This is a genomic window from Chryseobacterium salviniae (genome assembly GCF_035819015.1).
GTDB classification, from domain to species: domain Bacteria; phylum Bacteroidota; class Bacteroidia; order Flavobacteriales; family Weeksellaceae; genus Chryseobacterium; species Chryseobacterium salviniae.
In genome coordinates this window covers 27113-45656 of sequence record NZ_JAYLAA010000053.1, presented here as the reverse complement: position 1 = coordinate 45656, position 18544 = coordinate 27113, and the positions used below count along the sequence as shown (strand labels likewise).

Genomic DNA, 18544 nt, shown 5'->3' with positions numbered 1-18544 from the left:
GGGGGGGGGGGGGCCCCCCCCCCCCACCCCCAAAACTGGAAAAGAGCTCAAACATGCCGCTCGGTCCGGGCTATATGGAGACCCTTTATTTAAATCAGTTCAATCAAAAGAAATATGCACTGAATTTTCAATTTTCTCATCAGTGTAAATCACCAGTTCCTTATCTTTTGCTTTCACTTTATTCCAGTAATGATTTCCTGCAAAACGGCTTTCCATTACTTCGGCTTCAAAACCGGTTTTGGAGATTCGTATCTCTTTAGGATAATAAGAAAATTTCGGAATCTGAAAATCTGCAATTTCAGATTCATTAAAAATATTCACCTCACCGAAAAGCTTGGCTACGTAAGAATTGTAAGGATTTTTGAAAGCCTGTTCAGGACTGCCTTCCTGAATGATTACCCCGTTTTGCAGGATAACAATCTCATCCAGCCACGGAATAATATCCTGAAGCTCGTGCGTTGAGATAATCAACGAAATATTCTGCTGTTTTACATACCGGAATAACTTTTCACGCAGTTCAATTTTCCTTGGGAAATCAAGGTTGCTGAAAGGTTCGTCAAGAATCAGCAGTTTCGGAAGAACGGAAAGTGCTCTTGCAATGGCAACCCTTTGCTGTTGTCCGCCGCTCAGGTATTTCGGAAGTACATTCTCAAATTCTTCAAGTCCGACAACCTCAAGGAGTTCGGCTACCGTTTCTCTTTTTTTTGCAAGATTAATATTGGAAATAAATTTTCCTACGTTTTCAGCTGCAGAAGCATAAGGCATAAGATCGAAATTCTGGGCAACAAACTTCATCTTCGCCTCACCGGGAACCAGGTTTCCTTTAGGCCCAAGCAATTTCTCGCCGTCAAAAATGATATCACCGCTTTGCCAGTCGAGGAGTCCGTAAATCAGGCTCAATAAAGTTGATTTTCCACAGCCGCTTTCTCCGGCAAGCGCAATAATTTTCCCTTCGTCGAAATGCATGTTAAGATTCTGAAACAAAGGTTTTTCTACAGAATATGAAAAGTTCAGATTATTTATTTCTAATAGCATAATACAAATGTAATGAATTGAAATCTTTCTAGGAAAGAACAAATTTTTTTATTATTTTAGCAGGAGTAACAAAATTTAAAAGATTATGAAAAGAAAGCTATTTTCGGTAGTTTTTTCTGCTTTTCTGGCCGCACTGACCACCGTTTCCTGCAAAAAGGAAAAACCGGTAGCCGGGGAAAGCACCGATGTGGTGACTGCTAATGACGGTGACCAGTTTACGGTAGATACTTTAAACAGTAAAGTAGAGTGGAAAGGGTATAAAATCTTTAAATCTGAAAATACCAGCCACTTCGGAACTATAAAATTCGAGAGCGGTGATGTAACCGTAAAAGACGGAAAACTGCAAAGCGGAAAATTTGTGGCGGATATGTCTTCCCTTACCTCAGAAGATCTTAAAAATGATGCTGCACAGCTTGAAAAATTCAATGGTCATCTTAAAAGCAGCGATTTTTTTGAAGTGGAGAAATTTCCAACCGCATCTTATGAAATTACCAAAATTACTCCTTTGGCAGAAGGCGACTACAATACCGTTCTGGATGGAAACTTAACCGTAAAAGGTATCACAAAACCAATGTCGTTCAAAGCGAATGTATCTGTAAAAGACGGTGTGGCAAATATTGCTACGGAACCAACAGATATCAAAAGAGAAGATTTTGGAGTGAAGTTCCAGAGTCCTGTTGAGAACGGTGTGATTAAAGATGAGGTCACCCTTCAGATCAATGTGAAGGCTTTAGAAAAAAAATAAATTTTATTTTACGTGAAAAAGTGATTGAAGTCTGCTCTTACCGGAGCAGATTTTTTTAACAATTTATGGAAAATTATTTCGCCGAAAAACCGTATTTTTGCAAAACATTCTGAAAGGGTAAAACAATGATAGAAAAGATAGAAGAGTTACTGGTTGAAGTAAACAGCTTCAATGCCACGTCAAAAGAAGAGATTGAAAACTTCCGTATCAAATACAATGGAAAGAAAGGAATTCTGAATGATTTTTTCGAAAAATTCAAAGAAGTTCCCAATGACCAGAAGAAAGATTTCGGACAAAAGATCAATACTCTGAAACAGGCAGTCAATATAAAACTGGAGGATTTGAAGAATGCTTCAGCATCTTCTGTTGTAGTGGAAAAAGAAGATCTTACGAGGCCTGCTTTTCCTTTGGAACTGGGCTCAAGACACCCTATTAATCTGGTGAAAAACAGAATTATCGAGATTTTCAAATCAATCGGTTTTGCGGTGGCAGACGGGCCTGAAATTGAGGACGACTGGCACAACTTCACCGCACTGAATCTTCCGGAGTACCATCCGGCAAGAGACATGCAGGATACCTTTTTTATTGAGCAGAACCCGGATATTCTTTTGAGAACACATACTTCTTCTGTACAGATCCGTTATATGGAAGAAAATCAGCCTCCTATCAGAATCCTCTCTCCGGGAAGGGTTTTCAGGAATGAGGCCGTTTCTTCAAGATCGCATTGTATTTTCCATCAGATAGAAGGTTTATATATTGATGAGAATGTGAGCTTCGCAGATCTTAAGCAGACGATTCAGTTCTTTACTACAGAACTTTTCGGAAAATCAAAAATAAGATTAAGACCTTCTTATTTCCCATTTACGGAACCAAGTGCCGAAATTGATGTGTACTGGGGATTGAATTCTGAAACCGATTACAGAATTACAAAAGGGACAGGCTGGCTGGAAATTATGGGCTGTGGAATGGTTGACCCGGCTGTTCTGAAAAACGTAAATATTGATTCGGAAAAGTATTCAGGCTATGCTTTCGGAATGGGAATTGAAAGAATCGTAATGCTTCTGTACCAAATGAGCGATATAAGAATGTTTTTTGAAAATGACATCAGAACACTTGAACAGTTTAAAAGTCTTTAAATAAATTAAACAAAATATATAAAATCCTGTAAATTATTTATAGGATTTTTTTATTATTTTTACACAATAAATTACAATGATGTTTGAAAAATTAAGTTTCAGATCAAGAAGAATCGTACATTATTCTTTAATTTTATGTATCTTACTTATACAATTTCTCATTGCAGCTTTTTTCTATTATGAGTTTATTACTAAGAAAAATTTAAAGTTTATTGAAGCTCAGCTAAAAGAAATTCATTCATTAGAAAATCTTACAAAAGATTCTAAAAAAGAATTGCTGAACGCACAGGTTGACTTTCAGAAATATCTCGTTCATGAAGATAAAAAATATCTTACATCATATTTTGCATCTTTAAATAAACTTGATAAAAATTTAGACAGCATTGATAAATATACAGAGAAATATCCAAAGTTGAAAAGCTCTTTAACGTTGGAAAACAACAATTCTTCTAAAATTCAAAAGCTGAAAATTCTTATTGATTCTACATACAAGTACTCTTCCGGTTCAAGCCTTGCCGTACAAAATACTTTTCCCAAAATCCGGAATTATGACCTTGATTATAGTTTTGATAAATTTAATATAGAAACAAAAACTTATTCTGATACCGTGAAGAAAAAGAAATTTTTCGGAAGAATACGTGATGCGATAGCCGGAAAAGAGAATATAAGAAAAGACAGTACGGTGGTCACCGTAAAGCAGGCAAAAAATCTTAATTCTAACCTCGTAAAAGCTGATTTTGACAGTATTCTGAATAACGTGAATAAGCATTACACGGTGCAGCTGAAGAATATGCAGACCAATGTCATTCAAAAAGATAATAACAAGGCTGCCTTCTACAGAATATTCAGCAATCTGTTAATGTACGGAAATAATGTTATGAACATCTACGACTACGCAATTGAGAATTCCAGGGCAGATCTCGAAAAGGAGTATTACCGGCAAAATTCTATAAGTAACAGAATGAGGATGAATCTTATCTTCGGTGCAATGATTCTTATGCTGGTAATCTCGGTACTTATTATGATGCTTACAAGCATAGCTTTTTCTTACGAAAGAAAACTGAAAGCAGCAAACATTCAGATCAATGCCAATCTTGAATTTAAAAACCGGATTTTAGGAATGCTGAGCCATGAATTAAGAGCTCCACTGAAAATCATAGGTATTCTTATCAACAGAATCAGTGAGAAAACAAAAGATGATGAAATCAAAGAGTATCTTAAATCTATTGGCTTTACCAGTAATACCTTGCTGCTGCAGGCCAATCAGATATTAGAATATACCAAAAATCAGCATGTGAAAAACAAACTGATTCCGGTTGCTTTCAATCTTAATAACCAGGTCACGTCCCTATTAAGTTCAATTGAAAATTATATAAAAACAAGAAACAACAAATTTGTTGTGAATAAAGCAATTTCCCCGGAACTGATGGTTTATTCGGATAATGCTAAAATAAGCCAGATTTTTATGAATATATTGGGTAATGCCAATAAATTTACAGAAAACGGGCAAATAACGGTGAATATAAAAACTGAAAAAAAAGACGAATCTACCGTCACTTTGCTAACAGAAATTACAGATACCGGAGTTGGAATCGCAGAGTCTGATCTTAAAAAAATATTTGAACCTTATTACCAAGGAGCTTTGTCAGACGATATCGAAAATATCGGTGCAGGCTTAGGTTTAAATTTATGCAAGGAGCTGGTAGAGATGTACGGAGGGCAAATTTCAGTGACGAGCCAGCCGGGTAAAGGAACAGCAGTAAATTTTTCCCTCAATTTAAAAATCGATCATGATAAATAAAGATGAAGAAACACTTTTCTTTCTGTTGGCAGATGATCACACCCTCATCCGTCAGGGAATGGTATTTTTATTAGACGCAGCCGGAATTAATTATAAAGCCTTTCACGCATCAAACTTTCAGCAGATTAAAGATTGCCTCCATACCGAGGTCATTCACATTGCCATAATTGATGCATATTTCCCCGAAGGAAACAGCCTTCAGATCATTTCAGAAATCAAAGAAAAAAATCCCGATATCAAAATTCTTATCTTTTCAGGAATTGATGAAAATGTTCATGCTCTAAAATATCTTAATGCAGGAGCTGATGGATTTTTAAGTAAACTCAGTGAGGAAGAAGAAATAAAACACGCCATATTAACGCTTATTGATAAAGGTGAATATATTTCTCCTGTAACTCGTACCCTGCTAATGAATTCGCTGAATAACCGAAACCTCATTAATCCGCTATCATCCTTAACGCAAAAAGAACTTGAAATTGCCCGAATGTATTCTGAAGGTTTTGGAAACCTCGAAATAGCAAACAGGCTGGAGGTAAAACAGAATACAATCAGTACGATCAAAAAGAGAATATTTAAAAAACTGAATATTGAAAACATCGTAGAGCTCATCGAATTAATGAAAAATCATTCCTGATATACTTGTAGAAAAATATCTACAATTCCGTCGATATATATCTAAAACTTTTGTGGTGAATTTATATTAATAGGGTGATATCTTTGTACCATAATAATCAGATATTATTATACCCTTTTTAAAACGATCTTTGATTCTAAAAACACAAATGATGAAACAAAGAAAAGGGTCAAAGATCAAAAAAAACGCAAATGATGATTAAGAATGTATCTTCGGGGAAGTAGATCTTCTTATTATCAGATGCAAAAAAGAACCTCCGAAATTTCGGAGGTTCTTGTTTTTAATTACTGACCTTGAAACAAAACGTAATTAAAAACGATCATCTAGATTACAACGGTTTGTTATGTAAAAGACAATCATAAAAGTTTATTTATTACATAAAAGCCCGTAGCATTACAGACTTTCAAGATGATTATTTCATTGTTACTTTTTAAACTTTAAAGGGTATTTTACATTGCTGTATCCGTCAATACTTGCTTTTAAAGACCCTACTGCGAGCTCTGCCTTCAGCAGCATCGGAAGATGGTTGGCATCATTAGAAACCCACATCGTAACACCTTCCTTTTCTTTAAAAACCCTTCCGCTTTTTACAGATGGTATAATTTTCAGGCAATTAATCGTACCAAATTTAGTCTTAAGATTTTCCGTTCCGATTACTTTAAGTTGAAAAGGAAACATCTCATCATCAATCCATACATTCATATTAATTACCGTTCCTACTTTCAGTTCGGCAGAGCTTTTACTTCTCAGATAATAAAAGCATGAAAGCATATCCTGAACACCTCTTACAGATTTTAGAACTTTGGAACCATTTGCAGGAGTCTTTTTGTCTGTAAGCACCAATGTATTGTTATCGTGGTTGAAAGTAGTTTCAAGATGCTGTCTGTAACTTCCTTCTTTCACATTTCTTACATAGAAACTCGGAAGCTCGGTATTCATGTTAATATAACTTTCGTAATGATCATCAACCTTAAAAAATGCTCTCACCGCTCCTGTAGTCTGCCCTGTTCCCTTCACGTACAAATGCGGAACTCCTCTGTATGCTGTTTTTTTTGCGGTTAAATTAGCCGTTCCTGCATTGAGAAAACCATAATGAATCCGCAGGTTAATAGACTCACCGTCAGAAATATTGGTAATCTGGCTGAAACTTAAAGCAGACAGAAATACCATCAATACACTTAAAATTTTTTTCATAATTAAAAATTTACAAAAACACTGCCAAATAAATAACGTCCAGATGTTTAATACTATTTGATAAATCTCAGTTTTTTATTTAGACTGAATTAAATATGCTTCGCATTAAAATTAGTAAATTTGCAGCCACAAGTATAATTAAATTATCTTATTATTATGATAACGACCGATATATTGATCATAGGAGCCGGCCCTACCGGTCTTTTTGCCGTATTTGAAGCAGGTTTACTAAAAATGAAGTGCCATATTATTGATGCACTTCCACAACCGGGAGGACAGTTGGCCGAGCTTTATCCTAAAAAACCTATTTTCGATATTCCGGGTTATCCGTCTGTGAATGCAGGAGAGCTTGTTGATAATCTGATGGAGCAGATTAAGCAGTTTCAGCCGGGCTTCACCTTAGGGGAAACCGCTGTTTCCTACACAAAAGTTGATGACGAATGGTTTGAAGTTATTACCAACAAAGGAACAGCTCACCGCGCAAAAGCTATTGCCATTGCCGGAGGTTTAGGAACTTTTGAACCCAGAAAACCAGCCCTTGAAAATATCGCTGATTACGAAGAAAAAGGCCTTGAGTATTTTGTAAAAGAGCCGGAACATTTCAGAAATAAAAAAGTAGTTATTGCCGGTGGAGGAGATTCTGCGCTTGACTGGAGTATTTTCCTTTCCAACGTGGCCAGCGAAGTAACATTGATTCACAGAAGAAATGAATTCCGTGGCGCTTTGGATTCCGTGGAGAAAGTTCAGGATCTTAAAAATGAAGGTAAAATAAAATTAATTACACCTGCTGAGGTTACCGCCATTAAAGGTAATGGAAAAGTGGAAGCAATTACCGTAGCAGTTGACGGGCAGGATCCTTATGATATTGAAACTGACTTCTTTATCCCGTTATTTGGTTTAACGCCAAAATTAGGCGAGATCGGAAACTGGGGCCTTAATATCGAGAAAAATGCCATCGTTGTGAACAACGCTTTGGATTATCAGACGAATATTGACGGGATTTATGCAATCGGTGATATCAATACCTATCCGGGAAAACTTAAACTGATTCTTTGTGGTTTTCACGAAGCTACTTTAATGTGCCAGAGTGTGTATAACAGATTAAATCCGGGTAAAAAATTCGTTTTAAAATATACGACAGTAAGCGGAGTAGACGGATTCGACGGAAGCCGGAAAGAAGCCGAGAAAGCGGTTGTGAAAAAAATTGACTAAATTTGTGTGTGTTGACGGTTTATTGTTTTAAAAAATAAAGCGATCAACAATTAACAAAGAATTATCAACTAAAGATGAGTGATATAAATATAAAAATCACCGACCGGGAAGGGGTTACCCACGATATTGTAGCTCCCACCGATATGTCGATGAATTTGATGGAGATTATCCGTTCGTACGAATTGGCTGAGGAAGGAACCATAGGGGTATGCGGAGGAATGGCGATGTGTGCTTCCTGTCAGGTATACGTGGTAAATGATCCGGGGCTGGAAGAAATGGGTGCAGAAGAGGATGCAATGCTTGGGGAAGCTTTCCATGTGCAGGATAACAGCAGGTTAGGCTGCCAATTGCATATCGTTCCCGCAATGGAAGGGCTGGAAGTGGAAATTGCTCCTTATCCTTAGAAAATATTTATTAAAATTAAAAACAACACCCGAAGACAAGTCTTCGGGTGTTGTTTTTTAATAGCTTTATGTTTTATCCTTTGAAATCCATTTTCCAACGCTCGGAGCCTTATAATTTCTCATCATTTCCAGCAATTCATCAGTATTGTTGCTTATCAGAAGCATATCCCGATTGATTTGCTTTAAAAATCCTTTATCCACCATATTCTGAACAAGGTTTATTAAATCATCATAAAATCCGTCAATATTCAGAATACCAATCGGTTTTTGATGGAGCCCGAGCTGTGCCCAGGTAATCATTTCAAAGAATTCTTCCAATGTACCGTAACCTCCGGGAAGTACAATCACGCCGTCGCACAATTCATTCATCTTCGTTTTCCTTTCATGCATGGTTTCCACCAGAATTAGTTCGGTCAGCTGTTGATGGGCAATTTCTTTCGATTGCAAAAAGTAGGGAAGTACGCCAATAACTTTTCCTCCGGACTTTAACGCACCATCTGCAACGGCTCCCATCAAGCCGACATTCGCTCCGCCATAAACCAATTGAATATTGTTTTTTGCCAGCGTTTGTCCGAGCAGCGTTGCCTGCTCTTTATAAATATTTTCCGAACCGAAACTTGATCCGCAGAATATGGTGATGCTTTTCATGGTTAAATTAGAATTAAATTTTTCTTTTTTGAGGAGATTGTCTGTTTGAGAAGAAAGATAAAATTTCAACACTGCTATCATTTACACGATAATACATAGTGTTAAATTGCAGAATAATTGCCTTGTGAACATCTTTTTCGGATACAGGAATATAAAAGGATTTTGAGATATAATTTTCTATCGAGCTTTCAATTTTATGAGCAAGTTTTCTGATTTCTTTATCTGTAAAATTATGTTGAAGATAATTTATGTTTTGTTCTAGTTCCTTTAAAGCATTTGGAGTCCAGAAAATTTTATAACCACTTTCCATATAACTTTCTGGCTTCGGAATAAGGTTTTAATTCTTTGTTATCAGCTTCGGATATTCCCTTTTCAATAGATTTTTTCTCTTCTTCCGAGATTGCATTCCACCAGTCTTTAGTTTCCTCTTTTCTAAATTGGATTAATTTTTTTATTAATAGAAATATCCTCCAATGTAGACAACCATTGAATTAATTCAAGTTTTTCATTGAGAGTCTGTGTGTTCATAATTGGTATTATTTATTCAAATTTAAAAATTTTAAATAAAAACCTATAAAGATGTAGAAATAAAAATATCCAAAATTATTTTAATTTTGGATATTCAGTATAGCAATTTTACAATTCTATTTTAAAGGAATATTGGCTAAAATATCCTTCGTAAAGCTCCAGAACTTCTGCGCTGAAGGAATATTCGCTTTTTCATCAGGCGAGTGTGCACCTCTGATCGTGGGTCCGAAGCTCACCATTTCCATTTCGGGATAATTGGCTCCGATAATTCCGCATTCCAAGCCGGCGTGGCAGGCTACAACATGAGGTTTGTCACCGAATTTTTCAGTATAAATTTTTTCCATCAGCTTTACAATTTCAGAGCCGGGCTTCGGCTTCCATCCCGGATAAGAACCGCTGAATACCGTTTTCATTCCGGCAAGCTCAGCAACGGATTTTAGCTGCTCCGCCACAGAATCCTTTGATGATTCTACGGATGATCTTGAAAGGTTTAAAATCTTTAATGCACCTTCCTTTAGTTCTACTCTAGCCACGTTGTTGGAAGATTCCACAAGATCCTTTACATCAGGGCTCATTCTGTAAACACCGTTATGAAGAGACTTCAGTGCCAAAATAATTTTTTTTGAATCTTCTTCAGAAAGTGCCTTTTCCGAAGTGGTTGAATTTTCAATATTGATATGAAGATGAGGCTCTATGGTTGCAAATTCCTCAAGAATTTCTTTTTTGATACCGTTGGTCACCCCATCAATGAATTCCTGTGCATTTCTTACGGAAACAACAGCCACCGCTTCTCTTGGGATGGCATTTCTCAGTCCGCCACCGTCAACAGAGATCAATTGAATATTTTCCTTTTCCAGACCCTTGTAAAGAATTCTGCCAAGAATTACATTAGCATTTCCGAAACCTTTATGGATATCCATACCGGAGTGGCCGCCCTGTAAGCCTTTTACTTCAATCCTTATAGTTTGCCCTTTCGCCACCTCGGTATTGTAATCCTGCGAAATGGTTACGTCAATTCCGCCGGCGCAGCCGATATCAATTTCATCATCTTCTTCGGTATCAAGGTTGAGAAGTATTTGGCCGGTCAGCTGTCCCGGTTTCAAGCCTAAAGCTCCTGTCATTCCGGTTTCTTCATCGATGGTGAAAAGCGCTTCCAGATCAGGGTGAGGTATATCAGTGCTTTCCAGAATCGACATGATCGTTGCCACGCCCAATCCGTTATCGGCTCCCAGCGTTGTTCCTTTTGCCTTTACCCAGTCGCCGTCTACTTCCATTTTAATGCCTTCCGTTTCAAAATCGAAATTCACATCGTTGTTTTTCTGGCATACCATGTCAAGATGAGATTGAAGAACAACTGATTTGCGGTTTTCCATTCCGGATGTTGCCGGTTTTTTAATAATCACATTACCAACTTCATCAACCGTGGTTTCTAATCCTAAATTTTCACCAAACTCTTTGATGAATGCAATTACTCTTTCTTCCTTTTTTGAGGGTCTCGGAACAGCATTCAATTTGGAAAAATTCTTCCAGATCATCTGCGGTTCTATAGTAGATAGCTCCATTGAATTTAATTTTTCTCAAAATTACAAAATAAAAAATGCTTCCGGACGATCGGAAGCAGTATTTTTAGGCAGCAGGAAGCTTTAGCAGCCGCATTCACCATAAATGGGCATTGTAACAACAGTTCCGTCCGGCTTTTCAATGGTGAGGGTTCCTTCAAAGAGCAACGCTTCTTCACCTTTTATTTTTTTACCTTGTACGGAAATTTTATAATCATCATTTTCTATTTCCTTGCTCAGTTCCTCGTCGGTCTCCATATCACTTGAAGAGATCAGGTTTAAAGCCAATCTTTTTCCGTCAAGTTTCATGTATGCGGTTTTTCCGGCATCATCTGCATAAATATATTTTTCAGCAAGGAAGTCTGCTTTGCTTTTAGCAAAATAACATGAACACTCTTTGATTTCAGTAGGAAAAGGAAAGGTTTCAACAGCGATTTTCTTTGGTGAAAGATCGGTAGACACGCTGTCTTTAACTATTTTAGAAGAATCTACTGAAGCAGAATTCTCAGATCCCTGTTCTTTTTTACAGGCAACTAACAGAAAAGCTGAAAAGAAAATGATAAAATATTTCATTGTTTTCGGTATATAAGTTTATCCTCTTGCTCTTTCAAGAAGCGTCATCATCAATAAGGAGAGGATCACAAGGCTTTCTTCTTCATCATCAATATCGATGAGACGGTCAAGCTGGAATCTTCTTCCAAAGAATGAAGGCATTTTTTTTAGTTTAAAATATTCTTTTCCGTCTAAACCGGTAACGGTGTACGAAGGATTAAGGAAATATCCGGTAAATGCTCCGATAAGCGGAATTTCGCCAATCATTCCATCAAAGAATCGTACCCAGGCGCTGTCTTCCTGGATTTTAAACTTCGGCTGATCGTTGGCATCCAGAATGTCATAGCTGGCTTTCCAGAATGAGCGCATCCCCTTTCTTGCCATTCTTCCGAAGTTTCTGCCAGTAGCAATTTCGGTTAAAGAATAAGAAGCATTAAAATCAATCCACTGGTTGGCTTTAATCCTGAAAAGCTCTTTGGTTTTGCTTTCATCATTAAAAACAATAACATCTTCCTTCAGCTTGAACATTTTCTGACGGACATATGCCACATAATTGCCATTTCTATCCGTGATGTTGAAATCACTGGATAATGTTGTAATTTTAAATTTAAAATCCAGTGGATAATTTAAATTGTTAAGAACCATTTTGTTTATTTTTCAAGTTAATATTTAGCTGATCAAAGATAAGGCTATTTGGATGAAAGTTATGGTATATTAACTTCATTTAAACGAAAATAAGAATATTTAAGATTAAAAAGTATCTTTTCAAATGGGCAATAGCTTCTTAAAAATTCTGAATCCTCATCTTTTTGCTTATTTTTGTGCTATGGATTACCCAAGTAAAGTTTTGGCAAAAGCGGTGGATGAAATTTCCGGACTCCCGGGAATAGGCAGAAAAACGGCATTGCGTTTAGCGCTGCATTTATTGAAGCAGCCGGCATCCCGATCGGTAAGCCTGGGAAATTCTCTCATCAGCCTGGTAAATGATATCAGGTACTGCAAAGAATGCCATAATTTTTCAGATTTTGAGGTTTGCGAGATCTGCAGTAATCCGAAAAGGCATGACGAACTGATCTGTATCGTAGAAGATGTACGCGATGTGATTGCCATTGAAAATACCGGGAAATATACCGGGAAATACCTGATTTTAGGAGGTAAAATTTCTCCCATGGAAGGAATCGGGCCGAGCCAGCTGAATATTCCGAGCATTGAAAAAAAGCTGAATGAAGGAAGGGTAAAAGAATTTATTTTTGCTTTAAGCGCAACTATGGAAGGCGACACCACAGCGTATTATATTTATAAGAAATTTAAAAACTTCGATATTAATTTTTCCAGCATTGCAAGAGGGATTTCTGTAGGCGATGAGCTTGAATATGCAGATGAAATATCATTGGGAAGATCAATCATCAACAGGCTTCCGTATAATGATGAAAAGTCATAATCTTTTATCAATTATTTAGATATGATCTCTGTAATAATTCCCATGTTTAATGCCGAAAAAACGATCATCAGAACTCTTGATTCCGTAAGAAATCAGGATTACGACCTGAATCAGTTTGAAGTGATTGTTATTAATGACGGATCTACTGACAACAGTAAAATGCTTGTTGAAAAGTATATTAAAGAAAACCCGAGTTTACATATTAAACTTCTTGAATCGGTAAACGGAGGTGTTTCAAAAGCCAGGAATTTAGGATTAAAAATAGCAAAGGGAGAATTTATTGCTTTGCTGGATGCTGATGATGAATGGCTGTCTGAAAAAACAAAAAAACAATTAAATTATCTCAACAATAAAGACCTTCAAATCGATTTTATAGCAACAAGAAGGAATAATAATAAAATTCTTTTACCTTATCGTGTAGAAAATAATCTTGCTGAAATTACTTTTAAAAAATTATTAATCAGAAATGAAGCACAGCCTTCAACGGTTATTTTTAAAAGGAAAATTTTAGAAAATACAGGGTATTTCAATGAAAATCACCGATACGCGGAAGACCTTAATTATTGGATGAAAATTGCCAAAAGCAATAATAAAATGTATATTCTCGATGAAAGCCTGATGATTGCCGACGGAGGAAAAAAAACTTTTGGTGTGGCCGGGCTTTCCGCAAATCTTTCTGCGATGCAGGATGGGTTTCAAAAGAATCTGAAAGAGATGTATCTTCTGAAGTATATTAATTTTACTCATTATGTATTTCTAAGTGTTTTTTATAAAGCAAAATACTTACTTTTGCTGGGGAGGACTTATTATTATAATTTAAGAAAATAAGAACAAAACGTAGAGTTATATGAAGTTGTCAGTCATTATTGTTAATTATAATGTCACTCAATTACTCAAAAATTGTCTTTTATCTCTTCATAACTATTTGAAAGAGATAGATTATGAAGTGATTGTGATTGATAATGCATCTACGGATTCATCCTGGGAAGATCTTATTCCCGAATTTCCAAAAGTTCATTTTATTGCTTCTGAAAGCAATGACGGTTTCTCAAAGGCCAACAATAAAGCTATAAAAACCGCAAAAGGGGAGTATCTTCTCTTACTAAATCCAGACACGGAAATTGAAGGTTTTTATATGAGTGAGATTTTAGAGTTTGCAGTTTCTCAGGAGAATTTCGGGTGTCTTGGTGTAAGAATGCATGATGCAAACGGGGTTTTCTTACCGGAAAGCAAACGTTCAGTTCCGGATATGTTCAATTCTTTCGAAAAATTGTTTACCAATTTTAAAAAGAATAATTCAAAATCATATTACAGAAGCGATATCGATGAATATGCAGTTGCCAAAGTGGAGGTTGTTACCGGAGCTTTTCTCCTGATAAAAAAGGATGTTTATGAAGAAATAGGAGGGCTGGATGAATCTTACTTCATGTACGGAGAAGATATTGATCTTTGCTATACTTTACTGAGAAAAGGGTTTAAAAATTTTTATTATGGTAAAGCTTCAATCCTTCATCATAAGGGTGAAAGCACGATAAAAGATGATGTGTATCTCAAAAGATTTTACGGCGCTATGGATATTTTTATTAATAAATACTATAAAAACTCCAAACCATTGCAATATTTATTTTTAAAAGCAGGTCTTTGGCTAAGACATAAAATTGAAAAAATTAAACTAAAAAAAAAGCAACTCTCATGAGTTGCTTTTTCAGTATGTAAAGAATTATTTGCTTATTTGGTTGGCGCAGGAGTCTGAGCCGGAGTTGTTGTCGTTGTAGTGGCAGCCGGAGCGGAAGATTGCTTAGCCGGAGCTCCTTTTGATGCAGGAACCTGTGCAGGAACGGCAGCTGAAGGTTTACCTGTAATTACAACGCTTAAAATGATAAGAACAATAATTATTGCTCCCAAAGTCCATGTCGCTTTTTCCATGAAGTCGTTGGTTCTCTGTACTCCAAACTGTGCGGAAGATGCTCCTCCGAAAGTGCTGGAAAGACCTCCTCCTTTTGGGTTTTGAGCCATAACGATGATTACCAGAAGAATGCTGGCGATCATAACAAGAACCATCAATAGTATAAATATAGAATCCATTAATTTGATATCTTTTTGAATGGGCAAATTTAATCTTTTTTTACCGAACAGCAAAGAAAGAAATAGTCAAATTTCATAAAAATAAAAAACGGCAACAATTGTTGCCGTTTTTCTATAAAAATTAAGAAGTCTTATTTAAAGTCAGAATCTTTGGACTGATTTATTTCATAAGATTTCACCTTCATGGTCATATCCATTCCCATTTGGTTTACAGAAATAGTGTAAGGCATTTTTACGCCTGCAACATCTTTGTAATCAGAGAATGTAGTAGGAACGCTTACTTCCTGGCCCTGTGCTTTAACCGTTCTTGTTTCTCCGGTTTTCAGTCCTGTTTTTACACTGTAATAATAGGTGGTTTCAGGTCCTTTGATTGCATAGGAATCTTCTCCTCCTACTTTTTCAATCCCTGTCAGTTTATATTCAGGGGATTTTGCAAAAGCCATCTCTTCAAAAAGTTCTGTATTCTTTTGCTTTTCTGCAATCTCTTCCGGCTTCATAGGGACTTTTTGTCCCATTTGCTCAGAATATCCTGTTTTGCCGTCAAATACCTGCTTTTGAACAACCTGTCCCATAGCGGTAACCTGTGTCATTTCTTTTCCGCCCTGTGCTTTCATCATCTTCATATCGATGTTTTGGCCTTGTATAGACATAGAAGCGTTTACGGTATAAGACGAAATTTTAGAAAGGTTTGCTTTTCCTCCAATTGCATTAAGATATTTATCTGCAACTGAAGCGACTGTTACACTGGCATCAACTTTCTGTGCCGTTGGCTTTGATACCGGATTGGCATCTTTATCATAATATTTTACAGGATACCCCAGTTTTTCCAATCCTTCAGAAATATCAGAAGCTTTTCCGGCAATGAAAATTCTGCTTTTAGTCGGATAAATAGTAGAATTTACCGCGCTGGAAACATCAGCAGCAGTTACCTTATCAATCGATTTAAGATAATTGGTATAAAAATCGCTTGGAAGATCATAGATTTTTTGGTTCAGTGCAAATCTTGCGATAGTTGCAGGCTGCTCCAGAGACATGATGAATGATCCTTTCAGTTTTGCTTTGGCATTTTCAAGCTCTTCAGGTTTTACGGTAGAAATTGCATTAAGCTCATTCATGAATTCCTTCACTGCTTTGTCTGTAACTTCATTTCTTACACTTGCACTTGCAGAGAATTCAGGAGAGTACTTGCTTGCGCTCATATTGGAATACGCTCCGTAAGTAAATCCGTTTTTCTCACGAAGATTCATGAAAAGTCTTGCTTCACCGCCACCGCCAAGAATGTAATTGGCAATTGTAGCCGGGAAGTAGTTCGGATCCTTCATTTTTAAATTGTTGAGGTTGTTTACGGAAACCACAGACTGTACCGCCGTAGGTACATCAACAACATCAATTTCTGTAGTGGCAACATTGGATGCAGGCTCTACCGGAGTCATTGGAGTGTTTGCTTTTTTCCATCCGCTGAATGCCTTTTCGATCATTGGTTTTACCTTGTCAAATTTTACATCTCCAACAATTACAAGGTATGCATTGTCCGGAGCGTAATATTTTTTATAAACATTCTGCACATCTGCAAGCTGGATTTTACCAATTGTTTCAACGGTCGGGAATTCTCCTCTCGAAGTATTTTTGCCATACATTAACGCGTTGGATACTTTTGAAGCAATTGCAGATGCATTTTTTTCTTCAGTTTTTAATCCTTCAATCGCTCTTTCTTTAGAATCTTCAATTTCTTTAGCAGAAAATTTAGGATTGATAATCGCATCTGCCATTAAGCTCAATACCTGAGGGAAATATTTCGAAAGTGAATTTGCGGCAGCTCCGTTTGAAGAGAAAGAAAGATTGGCTCCCAGATAATCAACTTTTTTGTTGAAATCATCCTTGCTCATGGTAGTCGTTCCGTTTTCGAACTGTTCTGCCATGATGTCGCTTACTCCGGCTACACTTCCTTCATAGTAAGGAGGCCTGTCCATGGTAAGGCTTGCATTTACCCTAGGCAGTTTGTTATTTTCCACCACCATTACCGTAAGGCCGTTACTCAGTTGGAAAGTTTTTGGCTTTGCAATATTGATAACGGGAGTTGGTCCCGGCTTCGGCATTGCATTAAGATCTATTTTTTGTGCTGAAATCGTTCCTGCGAATAAAAACGCTGCAGCTATATATGTTAATTGCTTTTTCATTTGTAAAAATTTAATTTTAATAATCAATAGTGACCGAATCAGTATTTACTTTTTTTCAGGTACGTAATTGATGATTACTCTTTGGTTTGAATTGAGATACTTTTTGGCAGCATTCTGAAGATCCTGTCTGGTGATCGATCTGTAGATGTCGATTTCTTTGTTGATAAGATTGGTGTCGCCCATCAGAACATGGTTCGTTGCCAATGAAGCAGCAATTCCCTGAATGCTGGAGTTGGAGTTTACAAATTGATTTTCGTATTGGTTCTGAAGCTTTTGGTAATCTTCCTCGGAAATAAGCGTAGTCTGAAGCTTTTTGATTTCGGCATCAATATCCGCCTGTAATGTAGCTTTTGAAGTCTGCCCCATCGGAATAGCGAAGAAGGCAAAAATTCCGTAATCTTCAAGTCCCTGGTTGAAAGCGGCAACCTGTAAAGCCTTTTTTTCCTGATCTACCAGTTTTTTATATAGAACAGAAGATTTACCGCTGCTCAGGTACGAAGAAAGCATATCTAAAACATAAGCGTCTTTTTCTTTATTACCCGGTGTCCTGTAAGCAAAAACATAAGCAGGCAGCTGGATATTAGGATCTGTAGCTGTCACTTCTTTTTCCTGGGTAATAGGAGCATCTTTAGGGAAGTTTTTTGGGTAAACCGTTCCTTTTGGAATTCCTCCGTAATATTCCTGGATCCATTTCTTAGTCTGCTCAGGTTTGATGTCTCCCGCAACCACTAATGTAGCATTGTTCGGAACGTAGTATTTTTTATAAAAAGCCTGGAATTCTTCAAGCTTCGCAGAGTTTAGATCTTCCATAGAACCGATCGTAGGCCAGTTGTATGGGTGATTGGTAAATAAATTCTTCTGAACGGTTGTGAAAAGATTTCCATAAGGCTGATTGTCCATTCTTAATCTTTTCTCTTCCTTCACAACCTCTCTTTGAGTATCAACACCAACCTGGTTAATTACAGCATGGCGCATTCTTTCAGCCTCCATCCAAAGACCCAGCTGTTCATTGTTGGAAGGGAACGTTTCGTAATAATACGTTCTGTCGTTAGTAGTATTAGCGTTATTTTGCCCTCCGTTTGAAGAAACTATCTTGAACCATTCACCTCTTTTAATGTTAGGTGTTCCTTCAAATAAAAGGTGCTCGAAGAAGTGAGCAAAACCGGTTCTTCCTTTTACTTCATCCTTTGCACCAACATGATACATCACACCTGTTGTAACAACCGGCGCAGAATTGTCCTGGTGAAGGATTACGTGAAGACCGTTTGGTAAGTCATACTCTTCAAATTTAATTTGTTGCGCATTCAGAGCCATTCCGAAGAATACCGCTGCAGCAACAGAAAGAAGTCGCTTTTTCATAAAATAGAAATTGTTTTGTCAATTAGTGCCAAAT

General features: G+C 36.9%; 19 protein-coding genes. 9 read left to right on the top strand and 10 right to left on the bottom strand.

Annotation, left to right across the window (positions count from 1 at the left end; translation table 11 throughout):
• Positions 1-99 precede the first annotated feature (99 nt).
• Complete coding sequence (locus tag SOP96_RS16995; RefSeq protein ID WP_326322091.1) at positions 100-1035, bottom strand: sulfate/molybdate ABC transporter ATP-binding protein; 936 nt, start codon at positions 1033-1035, stop codon at positions 100-102.
• A gap of 85 nt (positions 1036-1120) precedes the next feature.
• Between SOP96_RS16995 and SOP96_RS16990 the strand changes: the two genes are divergently transcribed.
• From SOP96_RS16990 to SOP96_RS16975, 4 genes are all read left to right on the top strand, one after another.
• The gene (locus tag SOP96_RS16990; protein WP_326322090.1) at positions 1121-1780 is read left to right on the top strand and encodes a YceI family protein; all 660 of its coding nucleotides are present in this window, start codon (positions 1121-1123) and stop codon (positions 1778-1780) included.
• A 125-nt stretch (positions 1781-1905) separates the two neighbouring features.
• Positions 1906-2916 (top strand): phenylalanine--tRNA ligase subunit alpha, encoded by a 1011-nt coding sequence (gene pheS / locus SOP96_RS16985; RefSeq protein ID WP_326322089.1) that lies wholly within the window; start codon positions 1906-1908, stop codon positions 2914-2916.
• A 76-nt stretch (positions 2917-2992) separates the two neighbouring features.
• Positions 2993-4717: a sensor histidine kinase gene (locus tag SOP96_RS16980; RefSeq protein ID WP_326322088.1), complete on the top strand. Its 1725-nt coding sequence runs from the start codon at positions 2993-2995 to the stop codon at positions 4715-4717.
• Positions 4707-5351, top strand: coding sequence for a response regulator transcription factor (locus SOP96_RS16975; protein WP_326322087.1), 645 nt, complete (start codon positions 4707-4709; stop codon positions 5349-5351). The genes SOP96_RS16980 and SOP96_RS16975 overlap by 11 nt, the downstream gene beginning before the upstream one ends.
• 423 nt (positions 5352-5774) lie before the next feature.
• On the opposite strand, the gene SOP96_RS16970 is transcribed toward SOP96_RS16975, so the two are convergent.
• Positions 5775-6545: a DUF3108 domain-containing protein gene (locus SOP96_RS16970; protein WP_326322086.1), complete on the bottom strand. Its 771-nt coding sequence runs from the start codon at positions 6543-6545 to the stop codon at positions 5775-5777.
• A 156-nt stretch (positions 6546-6701) separates the two neighbouring features.
• Between SOP96_RS16970 and SOP96_RS16965 the strand changes: the two genes are divergently transcribed.
• Positions 6702-7757 (top strand): NAD(P)/FAD-dependent oxidoreductase, encoded by a 1056-nt coding sequence (locus SOP96_RS16965; protein ID WP_326322085.1) that lies wholly within the window; start codon positions 6702-6704, stop codon positions 7755-7757.
• 74 nt (positions 7758-7831) lie between these two features.
• Positions 7832-8161: a 2Fe-2S iron-sulfur cluster-binding family protein gene (locus SOP96_RS16960; protein ID WP_029298894.1), complete on the top strand. Its 330-nt coding sequence runs from the start codon at positions 7832-7834 to the stop codon at positions 8159-8161.
• A gap of 66 nt (positions 8162-8227) precedes the next feature.
• On the opposite strand, the gene SOP96_RS16955 is transcribed toward SOP96_RS16960, so the two are convergent.
• The 5 genes from SOP96_RS16955 to SOP96_RS16935 all read right to left on the bottom strand — a co-directional run bounded on the left by SOP96_RS16955 (position 8228) and on the right by SOP96_RS16935 (position 12093).
• Positions 8228-8809 carry an LOG family protein gene (locus tag SOP96_RS16955; protein ID WP_326322084.1) on the bottom strand — a complete coding sequence of 194 codons (582 nt, stop codon included), beginning with the start codon at positions 8807-8809 and terminating at the stop codon, positions 8228-8230.
• Positions 8810-8822: 13 nt separating this feature from the next.
• The gene (locus SOP96_RS16950) at positions 8823-9119 is read right to left on the bottom strand and encodes a type II toxin-antitoxin system RelE/ParE family toxin (RefSeq protein WP_326322083.1); all 297 of its coding nucleotides are present in this window, start codon (positions 9117-9119) and stop codon (positions 8823-8825) included.
• Positions 9120-9453: 334 nt separating this feature from the next.
• Entirely contained in the window at positions 9454-10899 is a 1446-nt protein-coding gene (locus tag SOP96_RS16945) for an aminoacyl-histidine dipeptidase (RefSeq protein ID WP_326322082.1), read from the bottom strand.
• An 81-nt stretch (positions 10900-10980) separates the two neighbouring features.
• Entirely contained in the window at positions 10981-11469 is a 489-nt protein-coding gene (locus SOP96_RS16940; protein WP_326322081.1) for a hypothetical protein, read from the bottom strand.
• A gap of 18 nt (positions 11470-11487) precedes the next feature.
• Positions 11488-12093, bottom strand: coding sequence for an LURP-one-related/scramblase family protein (locus SOP96_RS16935; protein WP_326322080.1), 606 nt, complete (start codon positions 12091-12093; stop codon positions 11488-11490).
• A gap of 181 nt (positions 12094-12274) precedes the next feature.
• Here SOP96_RS16935 and recR point away from each other — a divergent pair, with 181 nt between their 5' ends.
• Genes recR through SOP96_RS16920 form a run of 3 tightly spaced genes read left to right on the top strand, consistent with a single transcriptional unit; the run spans position 12275 to position 14585 of the window.
• Entirely contained in the window at positions 12275-12889 is a 615-nt protein-coding gene (gene recR, locus SOP96_RS16930) for a recombination mediator RecR (protein WP_326322079.1), read from the top strand.
• A 21-nt stretch (positions 12890-12910) separates the two neighbouring features.
• Positions 12911-13717 (top strand): glycosyltransferase family 2 protein, encoded by an 807-nt coding sequence (locus SOP96_RS16925; protein ID WP_326322078.1) that lies wholly within the window; start codon positions 12911-12913, stop codon positions 13715-13717.
• Positions 13718-13736: 19 nt separating this feature from the next.
• Positions 13737-14585, top strand: coding sequence for a glycosyltransferase family 2 protein (locus SOP96_RS16920; protein ID WP_326322077.1), 849 nt, complete (start codon positions 13737-13739; stop codon positions 14583-14585).
• Positions 14586-14617: 32 nt separating this feature from the next.
• Here SOP96_RS16920 and secG read toward each other — a convergent pair whose 3' ends face one another.
• From secG to SOP96_RS16905, 3 genes are all read right to left on the bottom strand, one after another.
• The gene (gene secG / locus SOP96_RS16915; RefSeq protein WP_326322076.1) at positions 14618-14974 is read right to left on the bottom strand and encodes a preprotein translocase subunit SecG; all 357 of its coding nucleotides are present in this window, start codon (positions 14972-14974) and stop codon (positions 14618-14620) included.
• A 131-nt stretch (positions 14975-15105) separates the two neighbouring features.
• Positions 15106-17151 (bottom strand): M16 family metallopeptidase, encoded by a 2046-nt coding sequence (locus tag SOP96_RS16910; RefSeq protein ID WP_326322075.1) that lies wholly within the window; start codon positions 17149-17151, stop codon positions 15106-15108.
• A 45-nt stretch (positions 17152-17196) separates the two neighbouring features.
• Complete coding sequence (locus tag SOP96_RS16905; protein ID WP_326322074.1) at positions 17197-18510, bottom strand: M16 family metallopeptidase; 1314 nt, start codon at positions 18508-18510, stop codon at positions 17197-17199.
• Positions 18511-18544: the final 34 nt, after the last annotated feature.